At 64.9% G+C, this 12,514-nt stretch carries 8 protein-coding genes; 7 read left to right on the forward strand and 1 reads right to left on the reverse strand.

Annotation, left to right across the window (positions count from 1 at the left end; genetic code table 11):
* Positions 1–25: 25 nt before the first annotated feature.
* Complete coding sequence (locus ACVOMF_RS12705) at positions 26–1,861, reverse strand: assimilatory sulfite reductase (NADPH) flavoprotein subunit (RefSeq protein ID WP_481509624.1); 1,836 nt, start codon at positions 1,859–1,861, stop codon at positions 26–28.
* Positions 1,862–2,061: 200 nt separating this feature from the next.
* Here ACVOMF_RS12705 and cysD point away from each other — a divergent pair, with 200 nt between their 5' ends.
* The 7 genes from cysD to ACVOMF_RS12740 all read left to right on the forward strand — a co-directional run bounded on the left by cysD (position 2,062) and on the right by ACVOMF_RS12740 (position 12,357).
* The gene (gene cysD / locus ACVOMF_RS12710) at positions 2,062–2,973 is read left to right on the forward strand and encodes a sulfate adenylyltransferase subunit CysD (RefSeq protein WP_481509625.1); all 912 of its coding nucleotides are present in this window, start codon (positions 2,062–2,064) and stop codon (positions 2,971–2,973) included.
* Positions 2,973–4,850, forward strand: a complete 1,878-nt coding sequence (gene cysN, locus ACVOMF_RS12715; protein ID WP_481509626.1) for a sulfate adenylyltransferase subunit CysN — start codon at positions 2,973–2,975, stop codon at positions 4,848–4,850. Before cysD ends, cysN begins: the two co-directional genes overlap by 1 nt.
* Positions 4,851–5,142: 292 nt before the next feature.
* Positions 5,143–6,261: an efflux RND transporter periplasmic adaptor subunit gene (locus ACVOMF_RS12720; RefSeq protein WP_481509629.1), complete on the forward strand. Its 1,119-nt coding sequence runs from the start codon at positions 5,143–5,145 to the stop codon at positions 6,259–6,261.
* On the forward strand, positions 6,258–9,383 hold the full coding sequence (locus ACVOMF_RS12725) for an efflux RND transporter permease subunit (protein ID WP_481509627.1): 3,126 nt from the start codon (positions 6,258–6,260) through the stop codon (positions 9,381–9,383). The genes ACVOMF_RS12720 and ACVOMF_RS12725 overlap by 4 nt, the downstream gene beginning before the upstream one ends.
* On the forward strand, positions 9,376–9,912 hold the full coding sequence (locus tag ACVOMF_RS12730) for a GNAT family N-acetyltransferase (protein WP_481509630.1): 537 nt from the start codon (positions 9,376–9,378) through the stop codon (positions 9,910–9,912). The genes ACVOMF_RS12725 and ACVOMF_RS12730 overlap by 8 nt, the downstream gene beginning before the upstream one ends.
* Before the next feature lie 147 nt (positions 9,913–10,059).
* Positions 10,060–11,505, forward strand: a complete 1,446-nt coding sequence (locus ACVOMF_RS12735) for an alanine/glycine:cation symporter family protein (RefSeq protein ID WP_481509631.1) — start codon at positions 10,060–10,062, stop codon at positions 11,503–11,505.
* A gap of 15 nt (positions 11,506–11,520) precedes the next feature.
* On the forward strand, positions 11,521–12,357 hold the full coding sequence (locus ACVOMF_RS12740) for a TrmH family RNA methyltransferase (protein WP_481509628.1): 837 nt from the start codon (positions 11,521–11,523) through the stop codon (positions 12,355–12,357).
* Positions 12,358–12,514: the final 157 nt, after the last annotated feature.

Below are 12,514 nucleotides of genomic sequence, written 5' to 3' on the forward strand. Positions count from 1 at the left end.
GGCAGCAGCATCAGGCCAACAACACTCAATACACATCCCGTCCATAGCGCCCCTCCGTGTGCAGTCGAGTCAGATAGTCGCGGGCATCGTCTTCATCCAGCCCGCCGTGTTCGAGCAGTACATCAAGCAGTGCTGCATGCACGTCCTTGCCCATGGCGATGGCGCCGCACACATACAGGTGTGCGCCGTTCTGCAGCCAGTCGTAGAGATCACGGCCGCGGGTACGCAGGCGCTGCTGCACGTACACCTTGTCGGCCTGGTCGCGCGAGAACGCCAGGTCCAGGCGATCCAGTTCCTTGCGCCGCAGCGCGTCCTGCCATTCGGTCTGGTAGAGGAAATCGGTATTGAAATGGCGCGCGCCGAAGAACAGCCAGTTGCGGCCTGTGGCGCCGGTCTCGGCACGTTCCTGCACGAAGCCACGGAACGGTGCGACGCCGGTGCCCGGGCCGATCATGATGATGTCGCGGCTGCTGTCAGCCGGTACCCGGAAGCGCTCATTGGCTTCGATGTAGACCGGCAGCTGCGCACCTTCTTCCAGTGCGCTCAGGAAGCCGCTGGCTGCGCCCAGGTGTTCGCTGCCATGGGCGTGATAACGCAGTTCGTCGACGGTCAGGTGCACTTCTTCGCCGACGCGCTTGCGGCTGGAGGCGATGGAGTACAGGCGCTGCGCGGCGGGGCGCAGGGTGCCGAGCAGCGCTTCGGCATTCCACTCGGCCGGCCAACGGCGCAGCACGTCGACCAGTTGATGATCTTCGAATACCGCGGCCAGTTCCGTCTTCTGTGCCGGATCGAGCAGTCGGGCAAGTTCCGGATGCGCGCTGCGCTCGGCCACCGAGGCCAGCAGGGGGCGCGAAATGCGGGTCAGCTCGCGGTGCTCGCCCAGCCATTGCGCCAGCGGCCGGCTGTGGCCGTCATGCTCGATCTCCACGCTGCCGTCCAGGCCGGTGACATCCAGCACGGCTTCGACCAGTTCGGCAGGGTTGCGGTGGACGATGCCCAGCGCATCGCCGGGTTCGTAGTGCAGGCCGCTACCTTCCAGCGACAGCTCAAGGTGATGAACGGACTTGGCCGCGTTGCCGTACTTGGCATAAGCCGGGCCCTTGAAGTCGCGGCCGCTGATGACCTGGCGCGACAGCAGTTCGGCGCTGAACGGGTGTTGCGCGGTCCACGCACCGGCATGCCGCAGCGGCGTGACATTGCTGGGCGTGGCGACCACGGCCTGGCCGATCACGTCGCGCGCATTGAGCAGTGCCTGTGCCTGCCACGGTACCGCCACGGTATCGATGTCCAGGTCGGCTTCGCCCACAGCCTGCAGGCGGGTGGCGCCCAGTTCGGCCAGGCGGCTGTCGAGCTTGCGGGCGATGCCGCAGAACTCCACATAGCTGGAGTCGCCCAGGCCCAGCACGGCGTATTTCAGCTCCGGCAGCTTGGGGGCACGCTTGCCGGCGATGAACTCGACCAGCCCGATGGCGTCATCCGGCGGGTCGCCTTCGCCCTGGGTGCTGATGACGATATAGAGCAGGCGCTCGTTGGCCAGCTCGCGGGTGGCGTAGGCGTCGGCGCGGACTACCCGTACCGGCAGCCCGGCTGCTTCGGCCTCGGCGGCCAGCTGCTCGGCGGCGCGGCGCGCGTTGCCGGTCTGGCTGCCATAGACCACGGTCAGCCGGGTCTGAGGCGACTGCGCGGCTTGGCCGCCGGGGATGACGGTAAGGGCAGTGGGAGAGGTACCCTGCGCCAACCCGGCGGCAAACCCGGACAACCACCACAGGCTGTTCCCATCCAGACCGGCTACCAATTGCGACAGCAGGACCCTGCGGTCTTCGGGCAAGGGGCTGGGTGGCACGGTAGCGACGGCGGTCATTTCCATTCCGGTCTAGGTAGGGATGACCGATGCTAGGTACAGCGCGCCATCAGGGGAAAGGAGCAGCGGTTATCGCTTCATGCCCTGCGTTTATTTCAATCGGCGCAGTGACCCCTCCACACTCGGCGCACAGTCCAGAGTCCCGTCCGGCTTCGCTGCTACCCTTGCCCTCGGGCCCCGCCTCCTTGATTCGGCACGCAATGACCGCTACTGCACCCCTGTCACACCTTGACCGCCTTGAAGCGGAAAGCATCCATATCCTGCGCGAAGTTGCCGCCGCCTTTGACAACCCGGTGCTGCTGTACTCGGTGGGCAAGGACAGCTCGGTGCTGCTGCACCTGCTGCTGAAGGCGTTCGCGCCGGGTGTGCCGCCGATCCCGTTGCTGCATGTGGATACGCGCTGGAAGTTCGGCGAGATGATCGCCTTCCGCGACCGCCGCGTGGCTGAAACAGGCACCGAGCTGCGGGTGCATATCAACCCGGACGGTATCGCCCGCGATATTGGCCCGATCAGCCATGGCCCCAGCGTGCACACCGATGTGATGAAGACCCAGGGTCTGAAGCAGGCCTTGGACAAGTGGAAGTTCGATGCCGCCATCGGCGGCGCGCGCCGCGACGAAGAGAAGTCACGGGCCAAGGAGCGGGTGTTCTCGTTCCGCAATGACCGCCACCGCTGGGACCCGAAGAACCAGCGTCCGGAGCTGTGGAACCTGTACAACGCGCGTATCCACCAGGGCGAGAGCGTGCGCGTGTTCCCGCTGTCGAACTGGACCGAGCTGGATATCTGGCTCTATATCTACCGCGAGAAGATCCCGGTGGTGCCGCTATACCTCGCTGCCGAGCGGCCGGTCGTCGAGCGCGACGGCAGCCTGATCATGGTTGATGACGAACGCCTGCCGCTGCATCCGGGCGAAGTGCCGCAGCTGCGCAAGGTGCGTTTCCGCACGCTGGGCTGCTATCCGCTGACTGGCGCGATCGAGTCCGAAGCCGACACCCTGGAGAAAATCATCGCCGAGATGCTGGTCTCCACCAGTTCCGAACGCCAGGGTCGTCTGATCGACCATGATCAGTCCGCATCGATGGAGAAGAAGAAGTTGGAAGGGTATTTCTGATGAGCGCCGTGACCACTTCCTCCGATATCGCTGCCTACCTCAAGACCCACGAAACCAAGCCGCTGCTGCGCTTCATCACCTGCGGCAGCGTCGACGATGGCAAGAGCACCCTGATCGGGCGCCTGCTGTACGAAAGCAAGCGCTTGTTCGATGACCAGCTGTCCGCGCTGGAGGCAGACAGCCGTCGTCATGGCACCCAGGGAGAGCGCATCGATTACGCATTGCTGCTCGATGGCCTGGCCGCCGAGCGCGAGCAGGGCATCACCATCGACGTGGCTTACCGCTACTTCGATACCGACCGCCGCAAGTACATCGTTGCCGACTGCCCCGGGCATGAGCAGTACACCCGCAACATGGCTACCGGCGCCTCGACTGCCGATGTGGCGGTGGTGCTGGTGGATGCGCGCAAGGGCCTGCTCACGCAGACGCACAGGCACAGCTACATCATCTCGCTGCTGGGTATCGGCCAGGTGGTATTGGCGGTGAACAAGATGGATCTGGTCGATTACGACCAATCCGTATTCGAACGCATCGTCGCCGACTATCAGGCGCTTGCGGCGCAGCTGGGCATTGCCAACGTTCAGGCGATTCCGCTGTCGGCGCTGGAAGGGCAGAACCTGTCCACGCGTTCGTCGGCGATGCCTTGGTACAACGGCCCCAGCCTGATCGAGCATCTGGATACGGTCGAACTGAGCGCGCACGACACCGCCAGTGGGCTGCGCCTGCCGGTGCAGTGGGTGAATCGTCCGAACCAGGACTTCCGGGGCTTTGCCGGCACCATTGCTGCTGGTCAGGTGCGCGTAGGTGACGAGGTGGTGGTGCTGCCCTCGGCACGCCGCTCCACGGTCAAGCAGGTGCTGGGCCCGGACGGTCCGCTGGCGGTTGCCGGCACCGGGCAGGCAGTGACGCTGACCCTGGACGATGAAGTCGATGTCAGCCGCGGCGACGTGATCGCCGCCGCCGGTGATCCGCCGGAAGTGGCCGACCAGTTCGCCGCGCATGTGCTGTGGATGGACGACGCGGCCTTGCTGCCGGGCCGCCCGTACTGGCTGCAGATCGGCAGCCGCACCGTGGCCGCCAATATCAGTGAGATCAAGCACCGCGTTGACGTGAATACGCAGGAGCGACTGGCGGCCAAACGGCTGGAATTGAACGAGGTTGGCTACTGCAACCTGTCGCTGGACGAGCCGGTGGCCTTCGTGCCGTATGCGCAGAACCGCGCATTGGGCGGCTTCATCCTGATCGATCGCCAGACCAATGCCACCGTCGCCGCAGGCACCCTGGATTTCGCCTTGCGTCGCGCTGGCAACGTGCATTGGCAGCATCTGGATGTGGACAAGGCGGCGCGGGCGCGGATCAAGGGCCAGCAGCCCAAGGTGCTGTGGTTCACCGGTTTGTCGGGCGCGGGCAAGTCCACCGTCGCCAACCAGGTTGAGAAGCGCCTGCATGCGCAGGGCGTACACACCTTCCTGCTGGATGGTGACAACGTCCGCCATGGTTTGAACCGGGATCTGGGCTTCACCGACGAGGATCGCGTGGAGAACATCCGCCGCGTCGCCGAAGTGGCAAGGCTGATGGCCGATGCCGGGCTGGTGGTGTTGGTCAGCTTCATCTCGCCCTTCCGTGCCGAGCGGCAGATGGCGCGCGAGCGTTTCGAGGATGGCGAGTTCATCGAGGTATTCGTCGACGTGCCGCTGGCAGTGGCCGAAGCGCGCGATGTGAAGGGGCTGTACCGCAAGGCCCGCGCGGGGCAGATTCCGAACTTCACCGGTATTGATTCACCGTATGAGGCCCCGGAAGCCCCGGAACTGCACCTGCATGCCGACACCGATAGTGTGCCGGCAATGGTGGAGCAGGTGTTGCAGGCGCTGCGCTGAGTCGTTTTGCGGGTTGGCGGTTGCAGCTTGTGGGAGCGGCATAAGCCGCGAAGGCACCGCCCCGTCAGCCCCGAATTCATCCGCAATTGCAGCTTCGCCCCCTCCCTTGCGCCGAAGGCGTAGGGGAGGGCTGGGGAGGGGTATGCTCTTCGCATGACCAGTGCAGGCCCTTGCCGAGCATGGCTCGGCACTACAGTGCCTCCCACAATAGGGACGTTCCCCCCCTAACGGCACATCCGGCCGTCATCTGACACCGCTAGACTGCTTGATCGTGTATCAGATGGGACTTCGTATGTTCGGGCGATTTGCCGCCACCGTTGTTGGTGGCACAGTCTTGGCGCTGGCGTTGGCCGGATGCAACCGCAAGAACGCAGAGGCGCCGCGGCAAGCCGCCGGTGCGGTGCTGGTCACTACCCAGGTTGTCGAAGCCGCTCCGTGGAGCGATACGCTGCAGGCCAACGGCACCGCCAAGGCACGCGAATCCATCATCGTCACTGCCAAGGTCAGCGAGATCATCGACAAGGTGCATTTCGAAAGCGGCCAGCAGGTTGCAACCGGTGCGCCCTTGGTGACCCTGCGCGGTCAAGCCCAGCAGGCTGCGCTTGCCCAGGCCCAGGCGACCTTCGCCGAGGCCGACCGGCTGTACAAGCGCCAACGTGAACTGGCCGCGCAGCAGTTGGTAGCCCATTCGACCCTGGATACACAGCAAGCCATTCGCGATGCCGCCGAGGCCCGCGTGCAGCAGATGCGCGCCGATATCGGCGACCGCAGCGTACGCGCGCCATTCGCTGGCGTATTGGGCATCCGTCAGGTCAGCCCGGGCTCCCTGGTCACCCCGACCACGGCGATCGCCACGCTGGACGACATCTCGCGCATGCACGTGGATTTCCAGGTGCCGGAAGCGCAGCTGTCCTCGCTGCAGAACGGCGACAAGGTCAGTGGCAGCAGCATCGCCTATCCGGGTCGAACCTTTGAAGGTACGGTCAGCACCATCGACGCACGGGTCGATCCGGGCAGCCGCGCGATTACCGTCCGCGCCGATTTCGACAACGCCGACCATGCGCTGCGTCCGGGCATGTTGCTGGACGTGCGCCTGTATCGCCCCGAGCGCGACGCGCTGGTGATTCCGGAAATCGCGGTGGTGCAGGTCGGCCGTGACTCTTACGTGTTCCGGGTCAAGCAGGATGAAAGCGTCGAGCGCGCCGACATCAAGGCCGGCATCCGCCGCGCCGGTGTGGTGGAGATCATTGATGGCCTGAAGGCGGGGGACCGCATCGTCGTCGATGGCACCGGCAAGCTGCGCCCGGGTATCCGCATCCAGGATGACAAGCCGGCCAAGGCCGCCGACGCGGCCACGCCGCTGAAGCCGGCCGAGGTTGCCGCGCCGGCCAAGCTGGCGACCGCCGGATGAAGCTGTCCGATCTTTCGATCAAGCGGCCTGTACTGGCCGTGGTGATGAGCCTGTTGCTGCTGGTGCTGGGCATCATGTCGTTTACCCGATTGACCCTGCGTGAGTTGCCGGCCATCGATCCGCCCATCGTCTCGGTGTCGGTGGATTACACCGGCGCCTCGGCGGCGGTGATTGAAAGCCGCGTCACCCAGGTGCTGGAGGACGCGCTGGCCGGTATCGAGGGCATTGATACCATCAACGCACGCAGCACCAACGGCCGTGCCTCGGTCAGCATCGAGTTCAACGCCAACCGCGACATCGAGGCAGCGGCCAACGACGTGCGCGATGCAGTCAGCCGCGTCGCGGATCGCATGCCGGAAGAAGCGCGGCCGCCGGAAATCGCCAAGGTCGAGAGCGACGCCGACCCGATCATCTGGTTCAACATGTCGTCCTCGGTGATGGATACGCTGGAACTCAGCGACTATGCCGATCGCTATGTGGTGGACAGGTTCTCCAGCATCGACGGTGTGGCCCAGGTGCGCATCGGCGGTCGTCAGCGTTACGCGATGCGGGTGTGGCTGGACCGCGACCAGCTGGCCGCACGCGGGCTGACCGTCAACGAAGTGGAAACCGCGCTGCGCAACGAGAACGTGGAGCTGCCGGCCGGCCGCATCGAATCGGCCGACCGCGATTTCACCCTGCGCGTGGAGCGCAGCTACGTCGCCCCGGCTGACTTTGCCAGCATTCCGCTGGGCAAGGGCAATGACGGTTACGTGGTGCGCCTGGGCGATGTGGCCAAGGTCGAACTGGCTTCGTCCGAGCGTCGCGCCTATTTCCGCAGCAACGGCGAGCCGGGCATCGGCCTGGGCATCGTCAAGACGTCGACGGCCAATGCGCTGGATGTCGCACGTGATACCCGCGCTGAAGCCGACCGCATCGCCCAGACGCTGCCCAAGGGCACGCAGATCTTCGTCGCCTTCGACAACACCACCTTCATTGAAGCCGCCGTGGAGCGCGTTTACGCCACGCTGGTCGAGGCGATGATCCTGGTATTGATCGTGATCTGGCTGTTCCTGGGCAGCCTGCGCGCGGCAGTGATTCCGGCGGTGACGGTGCCGGTGTGCCTGGTTGCGGCCTTCATCGCGCTGTTCGCGTTCGGCTTCTCGATCAATCTGTTCACCCTGCTGGCGCTGGTGCTGTGTATCGGCCTGGTGGTGGATGACGCCATCGTCGTGGTCGAGAACGTGCAGCGCCGCATCGATCTGGGCGAGCCGCCGCTGGTGGCCGCCAAGCGCGGTACCGCGCAGGTGGCCTTCGCGGTGATCGCGACCACGGCGGTGCTGGTGGCGGTGTTCCTGCCGGTGGGTTTCCTTGAGGGCAATACCGGCCGCCTGTTCCGCGAGCTGGCAGTGGCGCTGGCGGCAGCAGTGGCCTTGTCGGCCTTCGTGGCGCTGACGCTGACGCCGATGATGGCGTCCAAGCTGCTCAAGCCGCACAGCGAGCAGAAGGTCAGCCGCCTGCATGGCTTCATCAACCGCCAGTTGGAGCGGCTGTCGGCAGCCTATGGCCGCGTGCTGGATCGCCACGTGCAGCGCAGCTGGGTATTCGGGCTGGTGATGCTGGCTGCGCTCGGCGCCAGCTGGGGCCTGTTCAAGCTGATTCCTTCCGAACTTGCGCCGGCCGAAGACCGTGGCTCGTTCCAGATCATGATCGATGGCCCGGAAGGTGCGGGCTACGACTACACAGTGGAGCAGGTGCAGCAGGTCGAGAAGATCGTCTCGCGCTTCGTTGGCCCGGAAGAACCCATCGTCCGCGCCAATCCGCGTGTGCCCGGTGGCTGGGGCAACAGCGAGGAAATGCATACCGGCCGCATGAGCGTGTTCCTGCAGCCCTGGCGCAACCGCAGCGAGGCCACGGTGGACGTGGCCAATGACCTGCAGAAAGAACTGAACGACCTCAGCGGCGTGCGCGTGCGCACCATGGTCGGTGGCGGTCTGGTGCGCAGCATGGGCCAGCCGTTCCAGATCGTGTTGGGTGGGCCGGAATACGCGGAAATCGCCCAGTGGCGTGATCGCCTGCTGGAGCGCATGGCCGATTACCCCGGTCTGGTCGGCGCCGATTCGGATTACAAGGAAACCCGCCCCCAGATGCGAGTCAACATCGACCGCCAGCGTGCGGCCGACCTGGGCATCTCGGTTACCGACATCGGCCGCGCGCTGGAAACCATGATGGGTTCGCGCCGCGTCACCACCTTCGTCGACAACGGCGAGGAGTACGACGTACTGGTGCAGGCCGGTCGCGAAGGCCGTGCCTCGCCGGCCGACCTGTCGGCGATCCAGGTGCGTGCACGCTCGGGTGAGCTGGTGCCGCTGTCCAACCTGGTCACGCTCAGTGAAGTGGCCGAGGCCGGCAGCCTCAACCGCTTCAATCGCCTGCGCTCGATCACCATCAGCGCCAACGTCGCGCCGGGTCATACGCTGGGCGAGACCATAGACTGGGCCAAGCAGGTTGCTGCCGAGGAACTGCCGGAATACGCGCAGATCGACTGGAAGGGTGAATCACGCGAGTACCAGAGCGCAGGCAGCGCGGTGCTGCTGACCTTCGCCATGGCCTTGCTGGTGGTTTACCTGGTGCTGGCCGCACAGTTCGAGAGCTTCATCCATCCGCTGGTGATCATGCTGACCGTGCCGCTGGGCGTGCTCGGTGCCTTCGTCGGCCTGTACCTCAGCGGGGGCACGCTCAACCTGTTCAGCCAGATCGGCATCGTCATGCTGGTGGGTCTGGCGGCGAAGAACGGCATCCTGATCGTCGAGTTTGCCAACCAACTGCGCGACGAGGGTCGCAACGTGCACCAGGCCATCGTCGAGTCGTCGATGGTGCGACTGCGGCCGATCCTGATGACCTCGATCGCGACCGTGGTTGGTGCGATTCCGCTGGTGGTTGCCGGTGGCCCGGGCTCGGCCAGCCGCGCCACCATCGGCATCGTGGTGATCTTCGGTGTCAGCGTGTCCACCTTCCTGTCGCTGTTCGTGGTGCCGGCGTTCTATGCCTTGCTGGCGCCATATACCAAGTCGCCGGAAACCGTGGCCAACGCGCTGGAGAAGCTGGAGCGTGAAACCCCGGCGGTCGGTGGCCATGCGTGAGCCGCTGCTCGGCGGCCGCGTCCGGTTACGCCCCTGGCAGGCAGGGGACCTGGACGCGCTGCTCGAGCATGCCAACGATGCAGCGGTATCGCGGGGGCTGAGCACGCGCTTTCCCTATCCGTATACCCGCGCCGATGGCGAGGCCTTTCTGGCGGGACAGGTGCTGGACCTGCAGGGGCAGGTGTTCGCACTGGAAATTGACGGCCGGGCCTGTGGTGGTATCGGGGTTACCCAGGGCAAGGACGAGCGGCGTCATTCGGCGTCGCTGGGGTATTGGCTGGGCCAGCGTTACTGGGGGCAGGGCATCATGACCAGGGTGGTCGGCGCCTACGTGCCGTGGGTGATGGATACCCTGGCACTGGCACGGCTGTCCGCGCAGGTGATGGCTGGCAATCCGGCCTCGGCGCGGGTGCTGTTGAAGAATGGATTCGCAGAGGAGGGCACCGAGCGCCAATCGGTGTTCAAGGACGGTCAGCTGCATGACATGCGCTGCTTCGCCCTTATCAGGACTTGGATGCAATCCACGTAGTGGCCCTGCACAACCGGGCTTAATCGTGGAAAAATCGGCCAGCCCCGGAATTCCGGGCTTTGGCTACCTTTCAGCTTTCCGGGGAATTACGTGGAATCCATCGTCGAATACGTAAACGGCATCATCTGGAGCAATGCGCTCATCTTCATGTGTCTGGGTGCAGGCCTGTGGTTCAGCCTGCGCACCCGCTTCATGCAGATCCGCGGTTTCGCTGAAATGTGCCGGCTGACGGTACGCGGTGAAAAGTCCGAAGCTGGCGTGTCCTCGTTCCAGGCCCTGGCCATGTCGATGGCCGGCCGCATGGGTATCGGCAACATCGCTGGTGTGGCCACGGCCATTGCCTACGGCGGCCCGGGTGCGATCTTCTGGATGTGGGTGATGGGCTTCCTCGGCGCCTCCACCTCCTACGTTGAATCGACCCTGGCGCAGATCTACAAGACCAAGGATGCCGAAGGCCGCTACCGCGGTGGCCCGGCCTATTACATTGAAAAAGCGATGGGCCTGAAGTGGTATGCGGCCGTGTTCGCCGTGGCCACCGTGATCGCCGCAGGCTTCCTGCTGCCAGGCGTGCAGGCCAATGCCATCGCCGACAGCGCGGTCAACGTGCTGTGCACCGGCGCCAATGCCTGCGCATCGGTTGGTGGTGCCGCCAGCATGAAGCTGTGGATCGGCCTGAGCGTAGCGGTGCTGCTTGGCATCATCATCTTTGGTGGCGTCAAGCGCATTGCCAGCTTCGCCGAAGTGATCGTGCCGTTCATGGCGCTGGGCTTCATCCTGATGGCGATCGTGGTGATGATGCTCAACGCCAGCAAGGTGCCGGCGATGTTCTCGGACATCTTCTCCAGTGCCTTTGGTGCGCATGCGGCCTTCGGCGGCATCATCGGCCAGGCCATTGCCTGGGGCGTCAAGCGTGGCATCTACGCCAACGAAGCCGGCCAGGGTACCGGCCCGCATGCCGCCGCCGCCGCCGAGGTCTCGCACCCTGCCAAGCAGGGTTATGTGCAGGCCTTCGCCATCTACTTCGACACCATGCTGGTCTGCACCTCGACCGCCTTCCTGCTGTTGTCCACCGGCATGTACAACGTGTTCCGTTCGGTCACCGAAGGTGGCGTGACCAAGCTGGAGGCCATTGTCACCGGCGTGCCGGGCGTTCAGCCCTCCGAAGGTGCCCTGTTCACCCAGGCGGCGGTGGAATCGGTGCTGCCGGGTTGGGGCGCGGGCTTCGTGGCACTGGCGCTGTTCTTCTTCGCCTTCACCACGATCATGGCCTATTACTACATGGCCGAAACCAACCTGACCTACCTGGCCGGCAGCAACCGCACCCATCCGGCGGCGATGCTGGTGCTGCGCCTGGGCATCATGGGCATGGTGGTGTTTGGTGCCTACCACAATGCGAAAATGGCCTGGGCCCTGGGCGATATCGGCGTGGGCTTGATGGCCTGGCTGAACGTGGTCGCCATCCTGATCCTGCAAAAGCCTGCCATGCTTGCACTGACCGACTATGAGCGGCAGAAGAAGCTGGGCCTGGACCCGGTCTTCGACCCCGATGCACTGGGCATCAAGAATGCCGATTTCTGGCGTAGCAACAAGTAATCCAAAGGAACCGCTGTGAGTAACCCCTGGAACAACCGTCGCCCTTCCTCGCGGCCACCCCGCGCAACTCCGGCTGCACCCTCGGCCGCACGTGAAGGCGACGGTGTACCGGTACGCGGCGGCGATGAAATGCGCCTGTACGGCTTCAATGCCGTGCAGGCGATGTTTGCCAAGCGCCCGCAGGCGCTGCGCAAGCTGTACCTTGCCGAGGACATGATCCCGCGCCTGCAGCCGGTGCTGAAGTGGTGCGTGGCCAACCGGGTGGGTTACCGCGTGGTCGGCGACGGCGACCTCAACAAGCTGGCCGCCACCACCCACCACGAAGGTCTGGTTGCCGATGTGCAGAAGCAGGAGCCGCTGCCCTTGGCGACCTGGCTGGCCTCGTTGCAGGCTGGTGCTGCGTTGGCTTTGTGGCTGGATGGCGTAGGCAACCCGCACAACTTCGGCGCGATCCTGCGCTCGGCGGCGCATTTTGGCGTCAAGGCAATCCTGTTGCCGGCGGACTCGACGCTGGCCCTGTCGGGCGCCGCCGCGCGTGTGGCGGAAGGTGGCGCCGAGTCGGTGCCGCTGGTGCGCCTGCCGGCGTTGCCGCAGGCCGTCGCGCAGCTGCGTGATGCCGGCTTTGGCCTGGCTGCGACTCTGGTTGCTGATGGCGACAATGTTTTCACCACCGAATTGCCGGATCGCATGGTGTATGTGATGGGCGCTGAAGGCGAAGGCATGGACCGCGATTTTGCCCAGAGCTGCGATCTGCGCTTGTCTATCCCGGGCAGTGGCGCGGTGGAAAGCCTCAACGTAGCCTCGGCCACCGCGGTATTCCTGGCCAGCTGGAACAGCCGCAAGCAGCGCTGAAACGCAAGGTAGTGCCGAGCCATGCTCGGCAGAAGCTTCACCAGAAATGCCAATCTGTAGTGGGGGGCGGGGGGGGGGGGGGGGGTATTAAGTGTGAGATGAAAAGAACCGAGGGGGGGAGCGAGGACAGACCAACAAAAAAAAAAAACCCCAAGGA

The organism is Stenotrophomonas sp. STEN022, from assembly GCF_056760155.1.

Bases quoted from the DNA above. Each gene is read 5' to 3' on its own strand.
- ACVOMF_RS12705 (WP_481509624.1), bottom strand. From the start codon at position 1,861: ATGACCGCCGTCGCTACCGTGCCACCCAGCCCCTTGCCCGAAGACCGC.
- cysD (WP_481509625.1), top strand. From the start codon at position 2,062: ATGACCGCTACTGCACCCCTGTCACACCTTGACCGCCTTGAAGCGGAA.
- cysN (WP_481509626.1), top strand. From the start codon at position 2,973: ATGAGCGCCGTGACCACTTCCTCCGATATCGCTGCCTACCTCAAGACC.
- ACVOMF_RS12730 (WP_481509630.1), top strand. From the start codon at position 9,376: ATGCGTGAGCCGCTGCTCGGCGGCCGCGTCCGGTTACGCCCCTGGCAG.
- ACVOMF_RS12720 (WP_481509629.1), top strand. From the start codon at position 5,143: ATGTTCGGGCGATTTGCCGCCACCGTTGTTGGTGGCACAGTCTTGGCG.
- ACVOMF_RS12735 (WP_481509631.1), top strand. From the start codon at position 10,060: ATGTGTCTGGGTGCAGGCCTGTGGTTCAGCCTGCGCACCCGCTTCATG.
- ACVOMF_RS12725 (WP_481509627.1), top strand. From the start codon at position 6,258: ATGAAGCTGTCCGATCTTTCGATCAAGCGGCCTGTACTGGCCGTGGTG.